Annotated in this window: 22 protein-coding genes; 16 read left to right on the top strand and 6 right to left on the bottom strand. The window is 73.3% G+C overall.

Translation table 11 applies throughout. From position 1 onward, the window contains the following. Positions 1-11: 11 nt before the first annotated feature. Together B0I33_RS23895 and dmpG are read left to right on the top strand one after the other, a co-directional pair. Positions 12-926 (top strand): acetaldehyde dehydrogenase (acetylating), encoded by a 915-nt coding sequence (locus B0I33_RS23895; RefSeq protein WP_106181098.1) that lies wholly within the window; start codon positions 12-14, stop codon positions 924-926. Further along, positions 923-1,939 carry a 4-hydroxy-2-oxovalerate aldolase gene (gene dmpG, locus B0I33_RS23890; RefSeq protein WP_106181097.1) on the top strand — a complete coding sequence of 339 codons (1,017 nt, stop codon included), beginning with the start codon at positions 923-925 and terminating at the stop codon, positions 1,937-1,939. The genes B0I33_RS23895 and dmpG overlap by 4 nt, the downstream gene beginning before the upstream one ends. On the opposite strand, the gene B0I33_RS23885 is transcribed toward dmpG, so the two are convergent. Then, the gene (locus tag B0I33_RS23885) at positions 1,940-2,548 is read right to left on the bottom strand and encodes a TetR/AcrR family transcriptional regulator (protein WP_106181096.1); all 609 of its coding nucleotides are present in this window, start codon (positions 2,546-2,548) and stop codon (positions 1,940-1,942) included. Positions 2,549-2,635: 87 nt separating this feature from the next. Here B0I33_RS23885 and B0I33_RS23880 point away from each other — a divergent pair, with 87 nt between their 5' ends. From B0I33_RS23880 to B0I33_RS23865, 4 genes are all read left to right on the top strand, one after another. After that, positions 2,636-3,595 (top strand): oxygenase MpaB family protein, encoded by a 960-nt coding sequence (locus tag B0I33_RS23880; protein ID WP_106181095.1) that lies wholly within the window; start codon positions 2,636-2,638, stop codon positions 3,593-3,595. A gap of 9 nt (positions 3,596-3,604) precedes the next feature. Further along, complete coding sequence (locus tag B0I33_RS23875) at positions 3,605-4,624, top strand: LLM class F420-dependent oxidoreductase (protein ID WP_106181094.1); 1,020 nt, start codon at positions 3,605-3,607, stop codon at positions 4,622-4,624. A gap of 3 nt (positions 4,625-4,627) precedes the next feature. Next, complete coding sequence (locus B0I33_RS23870; protein WP_106181093.1) at positions 4,628-5,962, top strand: MFS transporter; 1,335 nt, start codon at positions 4,628-4,630, stop codon at positions 5,960-5,962. Positions 5,963-6,033: 71 nt separating this feature from the next. Beyond that, positions 6,034-7,425 (top strand): pyridoxal phosphate-dependent decarboxylase family protein, encoded by a 1,392-nt coding sequence (locus B0I33_RS23865; protein ID WP_106181170.1) that lies wholly within the window; start codon positions 6,034-6,036, stop codon positions 7,423-7,425. Here the strand turns inward: B0I33_RS23865 and B0I33_RS23860 are convergent. The 4 genes from B0I33_RS23860 to mrf are packed head-to-tail and all read right to left on the bottom strand — an operon-like array spanning position 7,420 to position 9,898. Then, positions 7,420-8,232, bottom strand: a complete 813-nt coding sequence (locus B0I33_RS23860; protein WP_106181092.1) for a class I SAM-dependent methyltransferase — start codon at positions 8,230-8,232, stop codon at positions 7,420-7,422. The genes B0I33_RS23865 and B0I33_RS23860 overlap by 6 nt on opposite strands. Next, positions 8,229-8,387, bottom strand: coding sequence for a 50S ribosomal protein L32 (gene rpmF, locus B0I33_RS23855; RefSeq protein ID WP_106181091.1), 159 nt, complete (start codon positions 8,385-8,387; stop codon positions 8,229-8,231). Before rpmF ends, B0I33_RS23860 begins: the two co-directional genes overlap by 4 nt. Further along, on the bottom strand, positions 8,388-8,651 hold the full coding sequence (locus B0I33_RS23850; RefSeq protein WP_106181090.1) for a type B 50S ribosomal protein L31: 264 nt from the start codon (positions 8,649-8,651) through the stop codon (positions 8,388-8,390). After that, positions 8,648-9,898 carry a ribosome hibernation factor-recruiting GTPase MRF gene (gene mrf, locus B0I33_RS23845; protein ID WP_106181089.1) on the bottom strand — a complete coding sequence of 417 codons (1,251 nt, stop codon included), beginning with the start codon at positions 9,896-9,898 and terminating at the stop codon, positions 8,648-8,650. The genes B0I33_RS23850 and mrf overlap by 4 nt, the downstream gene beginning before the upstream one ends. Positions 9,899-9,947: 49 nt before the next feature. On the opposite strand from mrf, the gene rpmB reads away from it, so the two are divergent. From rpmB to cobA, 5 genes are all read left to right on the top strand, one after another. Then, positions 9,948-10,184: a 50S ribosomal protein L28 gene (gene rpmB, locus B0I33_RS23840; RefSeq protein ID WP_106181088.1), complete on the top strand. Its 237-nt coding sequence runs from the start codon at positions 9,948-9,950 to the stop codon at positions 10,182-10,184. Then, complete coding sequence (gene rpmG, locus B0I33_RS23835) at positions 10,184-10,348, top strand: 50S ribosomal protein L33 (RefSeq protein WP_106181087.1); 165 nt, start codon at positions 10,184-10,186, stop codon at positions 10,346-10,348. The genes rpmB and rpmG overlap by 1 nt, the downstream gene beginning before the upstream one ends. Continuing rightward, positions 10,348-10,653 carry a 30S ribosomal protein S14 gene (gene rpsN, locus B0I33_RS23830; protein ID WP_106181086.1) on the top strand — a complete coding sequence of 102 codons (306 nt, stop codon included), beginning with the start codon at positions 10,348-10,350 and terminating at the stop codon, positions 10,651-10,653. Before rpmG ends, rpsN begins: the two co-directional genes overlap by 1 nt. An 8-nt stretch (positions 10,654-10,661) precedes the next feature. Continuing rightward, complete coding sequence (gene rpsR / locus B0I33_RS23825) at positions 10,662-10,901, top strand: 30S ribosomal protein S18 (RefSeq protein WP_106181169.1); 240 nt, start codon at positions 10,662-10,664, stop codon at positions 10,899-10,901. Between the two features lie 160 nt (positions 10,902-11,061). Continuing rightward, positions 11,062-12,291, top strand: a complete 1,230-nt coding sequence (gene cobA / locus B0I33_RS23820) for a uroporphyrinogen-III C-methyltransferase (protein ID WP_106181085.1) — start codon at positions 11,062-11,064, stop codon at positions 12,289-12,291. On the opposite strand, the gene B0I33_RS23815 is transcribed toward cobA, so the two are convergent. Further along, a complete protein-coding gene (locus B0I33_RS23815; RefSeq protein ID WP_106181084.1) occupies positions 12,279-13,154 on the bottom strand; it encodes an alpha/beta fold hydrolase in 876 nt (291 codons plus the stop codon). The genes cobA and B0I33_RS23815 overlap by 13 nt on opposite strands. A gap of 89 nt (positions 13,155-13,243) precedes the next feature. Here B0I33_RS23815 and B0I33_RS23810 point away from each other — a divergent pair, with 89 nt between their 5' ends. The 5 genes from B0I33_RS23810 (at position 13,244) to gcvH (ending at position 17,523) form a co-directional block, all read left to right on the top strand. Continuing rightward, complete coding sequence (locus tag B0I33_RS23810) at positions 13,244-14,086, top strand: crotonase/enoyl-CoA hydratase family protein (protein WP_106181083.1); 843 nt, start codon at positions 13,244-13,246, stop codon at positions 14,084-14,086. Positions 14,087-14,126: 40 nt separating this feature from the next. Beyond that, the gene (locus tag B0I33_RS23805) at positions 14,127-15,839 is read left to right on the top strand and encodes an AMP-binding protein (protein ID WP_106181082.1); all 1,713 of its coding nucleotides are present in this window, start codon (positions 14,127-14,129) and stop codon (positions 15,837-15,839) included. A gap of 326 nt (positions 15,840-16,165) precedes the next feature. Then, positions 16,166-16,390, top strand: a complete 225-nt coding sequence (locus B0I33_RS23800; protein WP_106181081.1) for a hypothetical protein — start codon at positions 16,166-16,168, stop codon at positions 16,388-16,390. Positions 16,391-16,431: 41 nt separating this feature from the next. Then, on the top strand, positions 16,432-17,085 hold the full coding sequence (gene clsA / locus B0I33_RS23795; protein ID WP_106181080.1) for a cardiolipin synthase ClsA: 654 nt from the start codon (positions 16,432-16,434) through the stop codon (positions 17,083-17,085). A 54-nt stretch (positions 17,086-17,139) separates the two neighbouring features. Then, positions 17,140-17,523 (top strand): glycine cleavage system protein GcvH, encoded by a 384-nt coding sequence (gene gcvH, locus B0I33_RS23790; protein WP_106181079.1) that lies wholly within the window; start codon positions 17,140-17,142, stop codon positions 17,521-17,523. Positions 17,524-17,593 lie beyond the last annotated feature (70 nt).

Here is a 17,593-nt window from a genome sequence, read left to right as displayed (position 1 = left end):
CGGTCATCCGCATGAGCGAACGCGCGGCGGCCGCGATAGTCGGCCCGGGGAACATCGGCACGGACCTGCTCGCCAAACTGCTCCGCAGCGAGCGGGTCGAGGTGCGCTACATGGTCGGCGTCGACCCGGCGTCCGACGGGCTGGCCAGGGCCGCGGAGCTGGGCATCGAGACCTCCGCGGGCGGCGTGGACTGGCTGCTCGCCCGCGACGAGCCGCCGGAGCTGGTGTTCGAGGCGACCTCGGCGAAGGCCCACCTCGCGAGCGCGCCGCGCTACGCCGAGGCCGGGATCCAGGCGGTCGACCTCACCCCGGCCGCCGTGGGGCCGTTCACCTGCCCCGCCGTGAACCTGCCCGACCAGCTGGACGCGCCCAACCTCAACCTCATCACCTGCGGCGGGCAGGCCACGATCCCGATCGTGCACGCGGTCTCCCGGGTCACCCCGGTGCCGTACGCGGAGATCGTCGCGTCAGTGTCGTCCCGCTCGGCGGGCCCGGGCACGCGCGCGAACATCGACGAGTTCACCGAGACCACCGCCCGCGGCCTGGAGGAGGTCGGCGGCGCCGCCAAGGGCAAGGCGATCATCATCATCAACCCGATGGAGCCGCCGATGATCATGCGCGACACGGTCTTCTGCGCGATCGACCCGGACGCCGACCGGGACGCGGTCGCGGAGTCGGTCCACCGGATGGTCGAGCACGTCCGCACCTACGTCCCGGGGTACACGCTCAAGGCGGAGCCGCAGTTCGACGATCCCCGGCCGGACTGGAACGGCCACGCGCGGGTGGCGGTGTTCCTCGAGGTGGCGGGCAACGGTGACTACCTGCCCGCCTACGCGGGCAACCTCGACATCATGACCGCGGCGGCCGCGCGGGTCGGGGAGCTCCTCGCGGAGCGGATCACCGGGCGCAGGGAGGTGCGGGCATGAACCGCGACGTCCGGTTGGTCGACACCACCCTGCGCGACGGCAGCCACGCGATGGCGCACCGGTTCACCGAGGCGAACGTCCGCGACACCGTCCGCGCGCTGGACCGGGCGGGCGTGTCGCTCATCGAGGTCACGCACGGCGACGGCCTGGGCGGCTCGACGTTCAACTACGGGTTCTCCCTGGTGGACGAACGCGAGCTGATCGCCGCCGCCGTCGACGAGGCCGAGCGGGCGACGATCGCCGTGCTGCTGCTGCCCGGGCTGGGCACGGTCACCGACCTGAAGGCCGCCGCCGGGCTCGGCGCCGGCGCGGTGCGCATCGCCACCCACTGCACCGAGGCCGACGTCTCCGTCCAGCACTTCACCGAGGCCCGCGCGCTGGGCCTGGAGACGGTGGGGTTCCTGATGCTGGCGCACATGGTCACGCCGGAGGAGCTGGCCAAGCAGGCCCGGATCATGGCCGACGCGGGCTGCCAGTGCGTGTACGTCGTGGACTCGGCGGGTGCGCTCATCCTGGAGGAGGCCGCGGACCGGGTGGCCGCGCTCGTCGCCGAGCTCGGCGACGCGGCGCAGGTCGGCTATCACGGGCACCAGAACCTCAGCTTCGGTGTCGCCAACTCCGTGCTCGCCTACCGGGCGGGTGCGCGGCAGATCGACGGCTCGCTCGTCGCGCTGGGCGCCGGGGCGGGCAACTCGCCCACGGAGGTGCTCGCCGCCGTCTTCGACCGGCTCGGGGTGGCGACCGGCGTGGACAAGGACGTTCTCATGGACGCGGCGGAGAACGTGGTGAAGCCCTACATCACCCGGCTGCCGGTGCTGGACCGCTCGTCGATCGTCCAGGGCTACGCCGGGGTGTACTCGAGCTTCCTGCTGCATGCCGAGCGCGCCGCGGAGCGCTACGGCGTGCCCGCCCACGAGATCCTGTACCGGGTGGGGGAGCGCCGTTACGTCGGCGGCCAGGAGGACATGATCATCGACATCGCCCTGCAGCTGGCCGCCGAGCGGGACGGCTGATCACGAGTGCAGCGCGTTGGCGCCGAGCACGAGCCGCACGCAGTGCGCGGTCAGCCGCTCCCTGCTGACCGCGAGCGTGCCCGCGAGGTAGGCGCTGAACACGTTGGCGAGTGCGCCGACCAGCGCGGTGGCGGTCATCTCGCGGTCCTCCTCGTCGGCCCGGTCGGCCAGCTGCTCGCGCACGAGCGCGGCGAACATCGGCAGCCGCTCCACCCCGCGCCTGCTCAGCGTGGGGTCGGTGACGGGGGACAGCAGCAGCACCCGTCCCTTGCGGGGGTCGTCGAGGATGAGCGCCACGAACGCGCGCACGGCGGCCTCCGCCCGCTGCCGCGGCCCCGGCCCGCTCGACTCCACCGCGCCGACCAGGGCCCGGTGCGCTTCGGTGACCACCTCGTCGTACACGGCGAGGACCAGCTCGTCGCGGTCGGTGAAGTTCTCGTAGAAGTACCGCTCGGTCAGCCGGGCGTGCCGGCACACGGCCCGCACGCTGACCGCGGCGGCGCTCCCGGTGCCGAGCAGTTCCAGGCCGGTGTCCAGGAGCAGCCTGCGCCGGGCCGCTCTCCGGTCGTCCAGCGTCGTCCCCGCCCACGTCCGGGCCGCTTCGGGCATCACTGCGCTCCTCAATTGACTACGTTCGTTGTCAACCTTAGCCTGACAACAGGTGTGGTCACTTTGGTCGTCGGCGAGGGAGCTGCCATGACACAGGCCGGGGAACGCGGCGCCGCCAGGCGGACGAGGCCGGAGCCACTCGGCCCGGACTCGCTGACCTGGCGGATCTTCGGGGACTGGCGGGGCCTGCTCATCGCGTTGTGGGCGGGGTCCATGCAGAACATGCACCCCGGGCTCGGCGCGGGTGTCGAGCAGCACTCGCAGTTCTTCCGGGAACGCTGGGAACGGCTGTTCCGCTCGCTCTACCCGATCGGCGGCGTCGTCTACGACGGCCCGCGCGCCCACCGCACCGCGCTCGAGGTGCGCGGGTACCACGACACGATCAAGGGGGTCGACGCGCGCGGGCGCCGCTACCACGCGCTCGACCCGGACACCTACTACTGGGCGCACGCCACGTTCTTCGTGAGCACGATCCGCATCGGCGAGCACTTCATGGGCGGGCTCACCGAGGCGCAGCGCAGGCAGCTGTTCGACGAGCACGTCCGCTGGTACCGGATGTACGACATGAGCATGCGTCCCGTGCCGCGCACCTGGGAGGACTTCCAGCGGTACTGGCAGCGGATGTGCACCGAGGTGCTGGAGGACAACAAGGCCACCAGGGACGTGCTCGACATCCGGGAGATCGCCAAGCCCCCGGCGCTGCGGTGGCTGCCCGACCCGCTGTGGCGCCTGCTGCGCGTGCCCGTCGCGAAAGGCTTCGTCTGGCTGACGGTCGGCATGTACGACCAGCCGGTCCGCGACCTGCTCGGCTTCCGCTGGACGCGGCGGGACGAGCGGCTGCACCGCCTGGCCGGCCGGGCCATCAACGCGGCGTTCACGCTCGTGCCGTTCGAGCGCCGCTACCACCCGCGCGCCAGGGCGGGCTGGCGCCGGGCGCTCGGCAAGGATCCGGTGGACACCCCGCCGGTGGAGACCCCGGCGCGGAACCTGCCGCCACTGGACGAACGCGACAGCCCGACGCACTATGCACCGGACGTTCGAGAGTAGGGAGACGACGTGAAACTGGGCTACCACCTCGGCTACTGGTCGTCCGGTCCACCGGAGGGCGCGCTGGAGGCGATCACCACGGCGGAGGACCTCGGCTTCGACTCCGTCTGGACGGCCGAGGGGTACGGCTCCGACGCGCTCACCCCGCTCGCCTGGTGGGGCGCGTCCACCTCGCGCATCACGCTCGGCACCAACATCGTGCAGCTGTCCGCGCGCACGCCGACGGCCACCGCGATGGCCGCGATGACGCTCGACCATCTCAGCGGCGGCCGGTTCGTGCTCGGGCTCGGCGCCTCCGGGCCGCAGGTGGTGGAGGGCTGGTACGGCCAGCCGTACCCGAAGCCGCTGGCACGCACCCGGGAGTACGTCGAGATCATCCGCCGCGTGGTCGCGCGCGAGGAACCCGTGCGGTTCGACGGCGACCAGTACCGGCTGCCGCTGCCCGGCGGCACCGGGCTCGGCAAGCCGCTGAAGTCCACGGTGCACCCGCTGCGCCCGCGGATCCCCCTCTACCTCGCCGCGGAGGGGCCGAAGAACGTCGCGCTGTCCGCCGAGATCTGCGACGGCTGGCTGCCGCTGTTCTTCTCGCCGCGCAGTGACGGCTTCTACCGCGCCGCGCTGGAGGAGGGCTTCGCCCGCCGGGGGGAACGGCCCGGCGACTTCGAGGTCGCCGCGTCGGTGCCGGTCATCGTGCACGACGACGTCGAGGAGGCCGCGAGCTGGATCAAGCCGTCGCTGGCGCTCTACATCGGCGGCATGGGCGCGCGGAACATGAACTTCCACCACGACGTGTTCGCGCGCATGGGCTACGCCGACGTCGCCGACAAGGTGCAGGACCTCTACCTGTCCGGCCGCAAGGAGGAGGCGACGGCCGCGATCCCGACGAGCCTCGTGGAGGACACCTCGCTCATCGGGCCGCCGGAGAAGATCAGGGACGAGCTCGCCGCGTGGGAGGAGTCGGTGGTGACCACGATCCTCGTCCGCGGCGATGCGGCCATGCTGCGGAAGGTGGCTGCCGTACTCTCCTGACCCGTGAGCAACGTCGCGCTGGGGAGACGGACGCGTCTCGGGTACTCGCTGGGCTCGTTCGTCACCGGCGCGTTCGGCACCGTGCCAGGGCTGTTGCTGTTGCCCTACCTGACCGACACGATGGCGGTGCCCGCCGCCGCGGCCGGCGCGATCGTGCTGCTGCCCAAGGCATGGGACGTGCTGTTCAACCCGGTCGCGGGCCGCATCTCCGACGCGGGCCTCGCCCGGCGCGGCAGCAGGCGGCGCTCGCTGCTGCTCGGCGGGCTGGCGCTGGCGGTGTGCTTCGCGGCGCTGTTCGCCCACCCCGGCTTCGGCAGCCCCGCCACCGACGCGGCCTACGTGGTCGCGGTGTTCTTCGCCTGCGCCACCGCGTTCGCGTTCTTCCAGGTGCCGTTCAACGCGCTGCCCGCCGAGCTCACCGCCGGTTACCACGAGCGGACCAGGCTCACCACGTGGCGGATCGCCGTGCTGGCGCTGGCCATCCTCGTGTCCGGTGCGGGCGCCCCCGCGATCGTGAGCGCGCTGGGCGGCGTGCCCGGTTACCGGGTGATGGGCGTCTTCGTCGGGGTGCTCATCGTCGCGGGCACGATCGGCGTGTACCTCGGCCTCCGGCGCGCGCCCGCCGGGCGGCTGCTGCAGCCCACGCCCACGTGGCGGGCGCTGCTGGCCACGATGCGGCGGTGGCGGTCGTTCCGCTGGCTGCTCGCCGTGTACTTCGTTCAGGCGCTCGGCGTCGCGACGCTGCTCGCCGGGGTCAGCTACGTGGCGCGGTACGTGCTCGGCGACGCCGACCTGCAGGCGCTGCTGTTCGCCGGGTTCGTCGGTCCCGCGCTGCTGGTGATGCCGCTGTGGGACCGGATCGGGCGCACCGGTGGCAAGCTCACCGGCTTCCGCGTCGCGTCCGCGGTGTTCGGCGCGGCACTGGTGGGCCTGCTGTTCGCGCAGGTGCTGCCGCTGGCGGCGGTGTTCTGTTTCGTGGCCGCGGCCGGGGTCGGCTACGCGGGCATCCAGGTCTTCCCGCTGGCGATCCTGCCCGACCTGATCACCGCCGAGGAGGAACGCACGGGCGCCACCAGGGCCGGGGTGACGGCGGGCGTGTGGACGGCCGCCGAGACGCTCGGGCTCGCGCTCGGGCCCGGGCTGTTCGGGCTGGTGCTCGGCGCGGGCGGTTACGTCTCCAGCGCGGGCGGCCGGCTGGTGGCGCAGCCCGACAGCGCGGTCACCGCGATCACGGTCGGGTTCTCGGCGCTGCCCGCCGTGCTGATCCTGCTGGGTATCCCGCTGCTGCGGCGCAGCGTCCTCGACGGGGAACGGAAGGCGGAGGTGGTGGGCTCGTGACGGCGCTGCCCCCGGACGGGCTCGACGCGGAGGACGTGCTGGCCCAGCTGCGCGCGCTGCGCTCGGCGGACATGCCCACCCACGGCGGCCGCACCCTGGCCTACGTCTACGACAGCGGGCGCCGGGGACTCGACGAGCTGGGCATGGCGGCGTACGCGCTGGCGTCGCCGGCGAACGGGCTCGACCCGACCGCGTTCCCCAGCCTGCTGCGCATGGAGAACGACGTGGTGGCGGCCGCCGCCGGACTGCTCGGCGGCACCACGGCCACGGTCGGTTCGGTGACCTCCGGCGGCACGGAGTCGTGCCTGCTGGCGGTGCTCGCCGCGCGGGAGGGCAGGCGGGACGTGGCCGCGCCCGCCGTCGTGCTGCCCGCCACCGCGCACGCGGCGTTCCGCAAGGCGGCGCACCTGTTCGGCGTGCGGGCCGTGGAGGTGCCGGTGGACCCGGTGACGTTCCGCGCCGACCCGGCCGCCATGGCGGCGGCCATCGACGAGCACACCGTCCTGGTGGTGGCGAGCGCGCCGTCGTACGCGCACGGCGTCGTCGACCCGGTCGGCGAGATCGCCGCCGCCGCGGCGGCCCGCGGGGTGCGGATGCACGTCGACGCGTGCATCGGCGGCTGGGTGCTGCCGTACCTGCGGCGGCTCGGCGCCGCTGTGCCGCCGTTCGACTTCTCCGTGCCCGGGGTCACCAGCATCTCGGTGGACCTGCACAAGTACGCCTACTGCCCGAAGGGCGTCTCCGTGCTGCTGCACGCCGACCCGGCGCTGCGCGGTGGGCACTACTTCGCCAGCGCGGACTGGCCCGGTTACACGATGCTCAACACCACGATCCAGTCGACCAAGTCCGGTGGCCCGCTCGCGGCGGCCTGGGCGGTGCTCCGGCACGTCGGCGACGACGGGTACCTCCGCCTCGCCCGCGACACACGTGCCGCGACCGCCGCGCTGCGTGAGGGCATCGGCCGGATCGCGGGCCTGCGCGTGCTCGGTGACCCGGATGCCACGCTGCTGGCCTTCACCGGCGAGCCGGCCGGGCCCGCCACCGGCGAGCCGGACTTCGACCTGTTCACCGTGGCCGACGAGATGCGGGCGCGTGGCTGGTACGTCCAGCCCCAGTTCGCGCACCGCTCGTCACCGGTGAACCTGCACCTCACCGTCACGGCCGCCAACCGGGGCGGTGAGGACGCCTTCCTCACCGACCTCGCCGCCGCCGTGCGCGCCGCCCGCGCGGCCGGACCGGTCGCGGTCGCGCCCGAGCTGGTGGCGGCGATCGGAGCGCTCGACCCGGACACGTTGACGGCGGAGCAGTTCGAAGGCCTGCTCGCGGGTGCGGGGCTGGCGGGCGACGGCGCGCTGCCCGAGCGGATGGCCCCGGTCAACGCCCTGCTGGCCGCCGCGCCCGCCCGGCTGCGCGAACGGGTGCTGCTGGAGTTCCTCGGCCTGCTCTACCGCCCCGGCTCATGACACGCGCCCGACGCCGACGAGGGAGCTGGCGTCGAGCGTGTCGATTCCCGCGCCGCGGAGGCCGTCGAGGAACCGCGTCCGCACCCGGTCCAGCGCGGGTTCGTCGAGTCCCGCCACGAACCCGCGCATCGCCGCGTTGAGCAGGAACGTCCACGCGTCATCGGGGTGCAGCGGCTGCTCGAACCGCACCTCGTGCACCTCGACGTCGCGCAGGCCGAGGGAACCGAGCCAGTCGCGCAGCCGCTCCGGCGTGTTCACCCGGGCACTCGGGTCGGGCTGCCCGGCCGACTCGGCGAGCTCCGGCCGCTCGGGCAGCGCCGCCGCCCGGCCGATCGGCACGAGCCGCGCCATACCGTCCCGCAGCCACGTGCTCACCGCGAGCCGCCCGCCGGGGCGCAGCAGGCCGAGCAGCCGCCGCGTGCCCGCGTCCATGTCGGGGAAGAAGAACACGCCGTAGCAGCACTGCACGAGGTCGTACGGGCCGCCCCGCCAGCCGAGCACGTCAGCCCGCGTGAACCGGATCCGGTCCAGGCCGCGCTCGGCCGCCTCACGCCGCCCCAGCTCCAGCAGCGAACCGGACACGTCCACGGCGTCCACGGTGCCACCCTCGTCCCCGCCGCCCACCGCCACCGCGGCGGGGATCGCGGACGCGCCCGCGCCGCAGCACGCGTCGAGGACGCGTTCGCCAGGAGCGGGCCGGGCGACGGCCGCGGTGATCTCGCCGAGCGGCCGCCACAGGCGGGCCGACCAGTGTGCGAACTCGTGGTGGGCGGCGTCGAACACGCCGCCCACCCACTCGGGGTTCACCGGCCGGACCGGTGGGCGTCCCGGACGAGCCTGCGCGGCACCAGCCTGCGCTCGCCGTCCACCACGACCGGAACGAGGTCCGGTGCCTCGGCCTTCCACCGCGCGCGCCGCGACCGCGTGTTCGCGCGGGACATCCTCCGCTTCGGAACCGCCATCTACCTCGCGCCTCCCTGTCCTCGCCTGCCGTAGCGGCGATGGAACTTCTCCACCTGTCCCGCCGTGTCCATGATGCGCCGCGTCCCGGTCCAGAACGGGTGCGACCACGAGCTCACGTCGACCAGCACGAGCGGGTAGGTGTTGCCGTCGCTCCACTCGATCGTGCGGTCGGAGGTGATGGTCGACCGGGTGAGGAACGCGTCGCCGGTCGACGAGTCCTGGAACACCACCGGGTGGTAGTCGGGGTGGATGCCTTTCCTCACGGGCGCTCGTCCCTTCCCTGGTTGACGGAGACGCCGGGGTGCTGCCTGTCCTCGGTGTCCTCGCACGGCTCGGTGTGCCACTCGCCGAACGGGTCGGGATAGGCCCGCCACGCCGTGCGGCCCTCCGCGAGCTCGGCATCGGTGAGCAGGGCGCCGCGCAGGGCGGCCTCGATCTCGGCCGGTGCCGCCTGGTGGGTCACGACCACCAGCTCCTGGGCGCGGTCACCGAACACCGGGTCCCAGCGCAGTGACGCGAGGGCCCTCCGCTCGGGGGACACGTCCTCCCACGCGGGCCCGCCGGGAGAGTCCAGCCACGGCCCGGCGTTGCCGATGCCGAGTCCGCCGCCCGCGGACTCGAGCCACAGCGCGGTGTCCGGCCTGCTGGCCACCCACGCGCGGCCCCGGGTGCGCACGACGCCGTCGAGCAGGACGTCGAGGGCGTCGTGGAGCCGCTCCGGGTGGAAGGGCCTGCGTTCGGTGAAGGTGAGGACGGCGATGCCGCAGTCGGCGTGCAGCGGCGGCTGCCCGGCGAGCAGCGGGCCGTGCGGGTCGACGAGGGTGCCGCGCCGCGCACCGGCGGGGACGGCGGCACGCAGCCCGGCCGGGTCCAGACCGGTCAGCTCGACCAGCGCGGCCGTGGGCGCGACGCGGTCCAGCACCGCTCCGGTGCGGGCCGCGTGCCAGGCGTCCGGCGCCGCTCCCGCGAGCACGAGGACGTCGGCGAACTCCACCTGGGACAGGGCCACCTGGGCGAGTGTCCGCTCGTCGTCGGGGCTCGCGCGCAGGCCGCGGTCGGCGAGCGTGTCGTCGCCGGTGGCGTCGTCGAGCCAGGTCGTCCTGTCGAGCACCGTCACCACGGCGTCGATCTCCACGTCCGTGCTCACCGGGCGGTCACCGACCAGCACGTGCTCCAGGGCCCAGCACACCGGTTCGGGCTCCATGGCCTCGTCGAGGTGGACGGCGATGCGGCGGACCTGCGGCATGCCGCTGAGCCTGCGCAGCAGGGGCAGCAGGTCCTCGCGCAGCGTGCACGACACGCAGCCGTGGCCCAGTTCCAGCGCGGTGAGTTGGTCACGGGGGCCGAGCCGCAGCCTCCGGTGCACGATGCCGCGCTCCACCTGGCGCAGGTCGTAGTGCACGACCGCGGTGGCGCGGTCGGCGTGGTGCAGCAGGTCGGCCAGCCGCAGGGCCGGCCCGGGGGACAGGCCGCTGATCAGGGTGAGGGGTACTCGGTCGTTCTCGGTCACGGCGTGTACTGTAATTGAAAACGAAAACCAAAACCATTTGGGAGGGTGCATGTCAGCCGTGTGCCAGGTCACCGGCCGCAGGCCGGGATACGGCAAGCAGGTGTCGCACTCACACCGGCGGACGTCGCGGCGCTGGGAGCCGAACCTGCAGACCCGCCGGTACTGGGTGCCGAGCGAGGGCCGCTGGGTCCGGCTGCGGGTGTCGGTCAAGGGGATGCGGACGATCGACAAGCGAGGGATCGACGCCGTGGTCGCCGGCCTGCGGGCGCGGGGGGAGAAGTTCTGATGGCGCGCAACGACATCCGCCCGATCATCAAGCTCCGTTCCACCGCCGGCACCGGCCACACGTACGTGACCAGGAAGAACCGGCGCAACGACCCCGACCGGATGGTCCTGCGCAAGTACGACCCGGTGGTCCGCAGGCACGTCGAGTACCGGGAGGAGCGCTGATGGCGAAGAAGTCCAAGATCGCGCAGGACGCCCGGCGGCGGGTGCTGGTGGCCCGGCACGCCGAGCGCAGGGCGGAGCTGAAGGCGGTGATCCGCTCGCCGCGCTCCACCGGGGACGAGCGAGCGGCCGCGGTGTCCGCGCTGCAGGCCTTGCCGCGCGACTCCAGCCCGACCCGGCTGCGCAACCGCGACGCCGTCGACGGGCGGCCGCGCGGGTACTTCCGCGCGTTCGGGCTCTCCCGGATCCGGCTGCGGGAGATGGCCCACCGCGGCGAACTGCCCGGCGTCACGAAGTCGAGCTGGTGAGCAGCGACATGCCGAAGCCGTACCGGCCGGTCCGCCGCAAGCGCAACCCGCTGCACGCGGCCGGGATCGAGGAGGTCGACTGGAAGGACGTCGCGCTGCTGCGCACGTTCCTCTCCGACCGGGGGAAGATCCGCGCCCGGCGCGTCACCGGGCTCACGCCCCGGCAGCAGCGGGAGGTCGCCGTGGCGATCAAGAACGCCAGGGAGATGGCCCTGCTGCCGTACCCCACCCCGAAGCGCGGCGGCTGACCGGACGTCGCCGGCGGCAGTGAAGGCCACCCTGGGTGCGTTGAGCGCAGTGAAGGTGGCCTTCACTGCCGCGCCGCCGCCCGCACACGGGAGTGAGGAGCTGCTCACTCTTCCGCAACCCTGACGAGGCGGTCCGGGAGCCGCCCGGCATGCTTGGCGCATGGCGGAGGAGCACTACCTGGCCGGACTGGACCTCGAAGGGCGGCGGGTCGTCGTGATCGGTGGCGGCACGGTCGCCCAGCGGCGGCTGCCCCGGCTCGTGCGGGCGGGAGCCGCGGTGGAGCTCGTCTCCCCGCACACCACCCCCTCGGTGAGCGCGATGGCGGACGCCGGGGAGATCACCTGGCACGGGCGCCGCTACGCCGACGGCGACCTCGCCGGCGCCTGGTACGCCCTGGCCTGCACCGACGACCCCGCGGTCAACGCCGCCGTCTGCGCCGAGGCCGAGCGCGAGAAGGTGTTCTGCGTCCGGGCCGACGCCGGGGCGGAGGGCAGCGCCGTCACCCCCGCCACTGGTGAGCACGACGGCCTGCTCGTCGGCGTGCTGTCCGGCGGCAACCACCACCGCTCGGCGACCGTCCGCGACAACCTGCTCGACGGCCTGCGCGCGGGCACCGTCGCCGACCCCGGCGCCGACCTGGACACCTCCGGTGAACCGGCCGGCGTCGCGCTGGTCGGCGGCGGCCCCGGCGACCCCGAGCTGATCACCGTGCGCGGCAGGCGGCTGCTCGCCAGGGCCGACGTCGTGGTGGTCGACCGGCTCGCCCCCCGCGAGCTGCTCGACGAGCTGCCGCCGCACGTCGAGGTGATCGACGCGGCCAAGATCCCGTACGGTCGCGCGGCCAGCCAGGACGTGATCAACAGCGCGCTCGTGGACAACGCGCGGGCGGGCCGGTTCGTCGTCCGGCTCAAGGGTGGCGACCCGTACGTCTTCGGACGGGGGTTCGAGGAGGTCCTCGCCTGCGCCGAGGCGGGCGTGCCGGTCACCATCGTGCCCGGCATCACCAGTGCCTTCGCGGTTCCCGCGGTGGCCGACGTGCCCGTCACGCACCGTGGCGTCGCGCACGAGGTCGTGGTCGTCTCCGGGCACGTCCCGCCCGGTCACGAGCAGTCGCTGACCGACTGGGACGCCCTCGGCCGGATGCGCGGCACGATCGTGCTGATGATGGGCGTCGAGCGCATCGGGCAGTTCGCCGACGCGCTGCTCGCGGCGGGCCGCCCCGCCGGCACGCCGGTCGCGATGATCCAGGAGGGCACGATGCGCGGCCAGCGGGTGGTCCGCTCCACGCTCAAGGAGATCGCCGCCGACGCCGCGGAGGCGGGCATCCGGCCCCCCGCGGTGACCGTGATCGGCCCGGTCGCGGGGCTGGCGCCCGGTCAGCGGCCGTAGCAGCGGCCGACGAACGCGGTGATCTCGTCGGTCAGCCGGTCCGGCTGCAGGCGCAGCTCGACCGGGCTGCGGGCCCGCACGAACTCGGCGCTCGGGAGGTCCGCGGCCAGCGTGTCGGCGTCGCCGAACGGGTGGATCGGATCCCGTTCGTGCCCGATCACCAGCGCGGGCACGGTGATCCGGCGGCGCTGGGCCCGCTCCGGCGCCACCCGGCCGAACAGGACGCCGTGCAGCAGTGCCGCCATGGCCGACGGCTCCTGGTCGAGGGTGTCGGTGACGACGTCGACCCACTGGCTGCCGCGCGGCACCGCGCGGGCGAGCGCCCCGACCGCGCGCACGGTCAGCGGCACGAACCGGGCGGCGAACAGCAGCGGGCCGAACGTCAGCAACCCGGCGACGATCGCGTTGTCCAGCACGGGCATCTCGACGACGATCCCGTGCAGCCGCTCCGGCGCCGACACCGCGACCTCCAGCGCCACGTTCGCGCCCAGCGAGGTGCCGCCCACCACGGCCCGGTCCACGCCGAGGTGGTCGAGCAGCGCCACGGCCTGCTCGGCGAACGCGGGCATCGAGTACTCCCACGAGTCGTGCGGCCGGTCCGACTCGCCGTGGCCGAGCAGGTCGAGGGTGACCACGCGGTAGCCCGCCGCGGCCAGCTCGCGCGCGAGCGGGGTGTGCATCCGCCGGCTGAACATGATCCCGTGGGTGAGCACCACGACGGCGTCGCCCGCCCCGTACTCGGTGTAGGCGAGGCGGTGACCTCCGCACGTGAACGCACCCGCCAGCTCCAGCGGCCGGACCCGGGAAGCCCGCGGTGGCGCCGGTGCGGGCGGCGGCTCGTTCGGTGCGGGCAGGCTGCTCATCGCGGTCACCGTCCTTCCCACTCGGCGGAAGCCGTGCGCTCACCGTAGCCGCTGGCAGGTCGCCAATGGCGTACGTCAGGATGACAGGCATGACTCGAAGCTCCGACAACCTGCGCGACCTGGTGTCGATGACGGTGGACCGCACCGGGCATGTCGCCGAGGTGACGCTGCTCGGCCCGGGCAAGGGCAACGCCATGGGGCCCGACTTCTGGCGCGAGCTGCCACTCGTGTTCGGCGCCCTGGACGACGACCCGGAGGTCAGGGCGATCGTGCTCACCGGCGGTGGCGCCCACTTCTCCTACGGCCTCGACCTGCCCGCGATGATGCCGAGCTGGGCCGAGTACCTGGGCGGTGAGGCGCTGGCCGGGCCCCGGACGAAGTTCCTGGACGAGGTCCGCAGGCTGCAGGACGCCGTCGGCTCGGTCGCGGCGACCCGCAAGCCGGTCGTGGCGGCCGTGGCCGGCTGGTGCATCGGCGGTGGCGTGGACCTGATCAGCGCCGCCGACATCCGCCTGGCCAGCGCCGACGCGAAGTTCAGTGTCCGCGAGGTGAAGGTCGCGATCGTCGCCGACCTGGGCAGCCTGCAGCGGCTCGGCGCGATCATCGGGGAGGGGCACCTGCGGGAGCTCGCGTTCACCGGCAAGGACATCGACGCGGCGCGGGCCGAACGGATCGGCCTGGTCAACGACGTGTACCCGGACGCGGAGACCGTGCTGGCCGCCGCCCGCGACCTCGCCGCCGAGATCGCGGCCAACCCGCCGCTGGTCGTGCAGGGCGTGAAGGACGTGCTGTCGGTGAACACCGAGCAGCAGGTCGCGGCCGGTCTGCGGTACGTCTCCGCGTGGAACTCCGCGTTCCTGCCGAGCCGGGATCTCCAGGAGGCGGTACAAGCATTCATGGAACGGCGGGACCCTGTGTTCCGGGGTGAGTGAAACGCCGACCCCACCGACCCAGCCGACCGAGGAGACCAACGTGAGCAACGGCGCCACCGACGTCCACGGGCAGTTCCGCGCGGCGCGGGACTACCTGCTCGCCCACCGCGAGGACTACGACACCGCCTACGCGAACTTCGCCTGGCCGGAGTTCACCGAGTTCAACTGGGCGCTCGACTGGTTCGACCGCATCGCGGCCGATCCCGCCAACGCCGAGCGCCCCGCCCTGTGGATCGTCGAGGAGGACGGCTCGGAGAACCGCTGGACCTTCCCCGAGATGTCCCGCCGGTCCGCCCAGGTGGCGAACTGGCTGCGGGAGCAGGGCGTGCGGCGCGGCGACCGGCTCATCCTCATGCTCGGCAACCAGGGCGAGCTGTGGGAGACCATCCTCGCCGCGATCAAGCTGGGCGCGGTGATCATCCCGGCCTCGACCCTGCTCGGGCCCGCCGACCTGCGGGACCGGGTGGAGCGCGGCGACGCCCGGCACGTCGTCGTCCGCTCCGCCGACGCCGGGAAGTTCGCCGACGTCCCCGGCGACTACACGCGGATCGTCGCGGGCGATCCGGTGGACGGCTGGCGCTCGTTCGCGGACGCGTACTCGGCGGCGGAGGACTTCACGCCCGACGGCCCGACCGCCGCGGACGACCCGCTGCTGCTGTACTTCACCTCCGGCACCACCGCCAAGCCGAAGCTCGTGCAGCACACGCACACCTCGTACCCGGTGGGCCACCTCTCGACGATGTACTGGATCGGCCTGGAACCCGGGGACGTGCACCTCAACATCTCCTCGCCGGGCTGGGCCAAGCACGCCTGGAGCAACGTGTTCGCGCCGTGGAACGCCGAGGCGACGGTGTTCCTCTACAACTACTCCCGGTTCGACCCGGCGGCCCTCATGGCACAGCTGGACCGCTGCGGCGTCACCAGCTTCTGCGCACCGCCCACCGTCTGGCGGATGCTCATCCAGGCCGACCTCGGCGCGCTGCGGACCCCGCCGAGGAAGGTCGTCGGCGCGGGGGAGCCGCTCAACCCCGAGGTGATCGAGCAGATCGGCAAGGCGTGGGGCGTGACGATCCGCGACGGGTTCGGCCAGACCGAGACCAGCGTGCAGATCGCCAACACCCCCGGCCAGCACGTCAAGCCGGGGTCGATGGGCCGGGCCGTGCCGGGGTTCACGGTGACGCTGCTCGACCCGCTCACCGGGCAGCCCGCCGACGAGGGCGAGATCTGCCTCGACCTGTCCCGGCGGCCGACCGGGCTCATGGTGGGCTACACCGACGACGAGGAGCGCACGGCGGCGGCGTTCGCGGGCGGGTACTACCACACCGGCGACGTCGGTTCGATCGACGAGAACGGCTACATCACCTACGTCGGGCGCACCGACGACGTGTTCAAGGCCTCCGACTACCGGATCTCGCCGTTCGAGCTGGAGAGCGTGCTGCTGGAGCACGAGGCGGTGGCCGAGGCGGCCGTGGTGCCCGCGCCCGACCCGATCCGGCTGGCGGTGCCGAAGGCGTACGTGGTCCTCACCAGCGGCCACGAGCCGGACGCCGGCACGGCCGAGAGCATCCTGCGGTTCTGCCGCGAGCACCTCGCGCCGTACAAGCGCATCCGGCGCCTCGAGTTCGCCGAGCTGCCCAAGACGATCTCCGGCAAGATCCGGCGCGTGGAGCTGCGCGGCAAGGAGGAGGCCGCGGGGGAGACCCGGCAGCCCGCGGAGTTCCGCGAGGAGGACTTCCCGGCCCTCAAGGGCTGAGCCCCTCCCCGCGGGCGGCCCCGGGGCAGCGCAGGCCACCTTCGGTGCGCTGAACGCAGTGAAGGTGGCCTGCACTGCTCATCGCCGGTGATCACTCTCCGTGATGAACGGGGCTGCGCGCGGAGTCCTTTGTGGACGACGGTTGAGCAGCTCTCCCAATGTGCTCGCGCGCACCCGGGTGAAAGCGCCGTCGTGCGGGTTAACGGTTCGGCTCGGTGAACCGATGCTTTCGGTGAGCGCGACAGCGGCCATGTGTAGGTCCCGGCTCAGCGGCAACCCGCAGAACAGGACTTTCGCACGACCACCCGAATCGAGCACGGAGAGCGATGAGTACGGAAACGGACGAAGACGGGAAGACCCCGGGCGAGCCCACCACGTCGGCCCCGCCGACCACACCGTGCACCGTGGTGTGGAGCCAGGGCAGGCCGTACGTCCTGGAGAGCGCGTCGGGCAGGCCGCGCTGGATGGGCACCGACAACCACGGCAGGCCGCAGCAGCTCACCGGCGCCGACCTGCAGCGGAGGGGCTGGAGCTACCGGCGTTCCCGGTGAGCCGGGAGGGACGGCGCTCCCGCGGCGGATACGGTGAGCGGGTGACCGAGTCGGCGACCCCAGACGACGGCGGCTCCCCGGAGCCGGACCGGCCCGCGAGACCCGCCGAGCCGTCCCTCGCCCGGCAGGCGCTGACCGCGCCCAACATCCTGTCGATCCTGCGGCTCGCGGGCGTGCCGCTGTTCCTGTGGCTGCTGCTCGGGCCCGAGGAGGACGGCTGGGCCCTCACCGTCCTCGTCGTCAGCGCCCTGTCGGACTGGCTGGACGGGAAGCTGGCCCGCTGGCTCGACCAGACCAGCAGGCTCGGCCAGCTGCTCGACCCGGCCGCCGACCGGCTCTACATCGTCGCGACGCTGGTCGCGTTCCTCGTCCGGGACATCGTGCCGTGGTGGGTCGTCGCGGCGCTGCTCGGCCGCGAGCTGGTCGTCGGCGGGTGCCTGCTCGTCCTGCGCCGGTACGGGTTCGCGCCGCCCGAGGTCAGCTACGTCGGCAAGGGCGCCACGTTCAACCTCATGTACGCCTTCCCGTTGCTGCTGCTCATGCAGGGGGACTCGGCGGTCGCCGAGGTGGCGCGGCCGCTCGCGTACGCCTTCACGATCTGGGGTGGTGCGCTGTACCTGTGGTCCGGTGCGCTCTACGTGCTGCAGACGGTGCGGGCGGTGTCGCCGCGCTCGCGCGCCACCGCACCGGGCTGACTGTGCAAGGATGCGCGCAGCAGTGACCAGCGAGGAGCACGAAAGGGGACGGAGTTGTCGACTCCGGAAGAGCTGCGGTACACCGAGGAGCACGAGTGGGTGGCGGTCCGCGACGCGGACACCGTGCGCGTCGGGATCACCGAGTACGCGCAGGACCAGCTCGGTGACGTGGTCTTCGTCGACCTGCCCGAGGTCGGCCGCCAGGTCGACGCGGGCGAGGCGTTCGGCGAGGTCGAGTCCACCAAGAGCGTGTCCGAGCTGTTCGCCCCGCTGGACGGCGAGATCGTCGCCGTCAACGGCGCGGTCGCCGACTCGCCGGAGCTGATCAACAGCGATCCGTACGGTGAGGGCTGGCTCGTCGAGGTCCGGGTGTCCGACGCGGCCGCGATCGACGGCCTGCTCGATGCGGATGCCTACCAGCGGGTGATCGAGGGCTGATCCGGGAGCCCGGGCTCTCTCGCCCGACCAGGCACGGTACGTTGGCCACACCACGTTTCGACGACGACAC

This window comes from Prauserella shujinwangii, assembly GCF_003001955.1.
In the GTDB taxonomy this organism is placed as follows: domain Bacteria; phylum Actinomycetota; class Actinomycetes; order Mycobacteriales; family Pseudonocardiaceae; genus Qaidamihabitans; species Qaidamihabitans shujinwangii.
The sequence above is the reverse complement of the archived record's forward strand: the minus strand, read 5'-3'. Positions and strand labels throughout refer to the sequence as shown.

Bases quoted from the DNA above. Each gene is read 5' to 3' on its own strand.
- B0I33_RS23895 (WP_106181098.1), top strand. From the start codon at position 12: ATGAGCGAACGCGCGGCGGCCGCGATAGTCGGCCCGGGGAACATCGGC.
- dmpG (WP_106181097.1), top strand. From the start codon at position 923: ATGAACCGCGACGTCCGGTTGGTCGACACCACCCTGCGCGACGGCAGC.
- B0I33_RS23885 (WP_106181096.1), bottom strand. From the start codon at position 2,548: ATGCCCGAAGCGGCCCGGACGTGGGCGGGGACGACGCTGGACGACCGG.
- B0I33_RS23880 (WP_106181095.1), top strand. From the start codon at position 2,636: ATGACACAGGCCGGGGAACGCGGCGCCGCCAGGCGGACGAGGCCGGAG.
- B0I33_RS23865 (WP_106181170.1), top strand. From the start codon at position 6,034: ATGCCCACCCACGGCGGCCGCACCCTGGCCTACGTCTACGACAGCGGG.
- rpmF (WP_106181091.1), bottom strand. From the start codon at position 8,387: ATGGCGGTTCCGAAGCGGAGGATGTCCCGCGCGAACACGCGGTCGCGG.
- rpmB (WP_106181088.1), top strand. From the start codon at position 9,948: ATGTCAGCCGTGTGCCAGGTCACCGGCCGCAGGCCGGGATACGGCAAG.
- rpmG (WP_106181087.1), top strand. From the start codon at position 10,184: ATGGCGCGCAACGACATCCGCCCGATCATCAAGCTCCGTTCCACCGCC.
- rpsN (WP_106181086.1), top strand. From the start codon at position 10,348: ATGGCGAAGAAGTCCAAGATCGCGCAGGACGCCCGGCGGCGGGTGCTG.
- rpsR (WP_106181169.1), top strand. From the start codon at position 10,662: ATGCCGAAGCCGTACCGGCCGGTCCGCCGCAAGCGCAACCCGCTGCAC.
- cobA (WP_106181085.1), top strand. From the start codon at position 11,062: ATGGCGGAGGAGCACTACCTGGCCGGACTGGACCTCGAAGGGCGGCGG.
- B0I33_RS23815 (WP_106181084.1), bottom strand. From the start codon at position 13,154: ATGAGCAGCCTGCCCGCACCGAACGAGCCGCCGCCCGCACCGGCGCCA.
- B0I33_RS23810 (WP_106181083.1), top strand. From the start codon at position 13,244: ATGACTCGAAGCTCCGACAACCTGCGCGACCTGGTGTCGATGACGGTG.
- B0I33_RS23800 (WP_106181081.1), top strand. From the start codon at position 16,166: ATGAGTACGGAAACGGACGAAGACGGGAAGACCCCGGGCGAGCCCACC.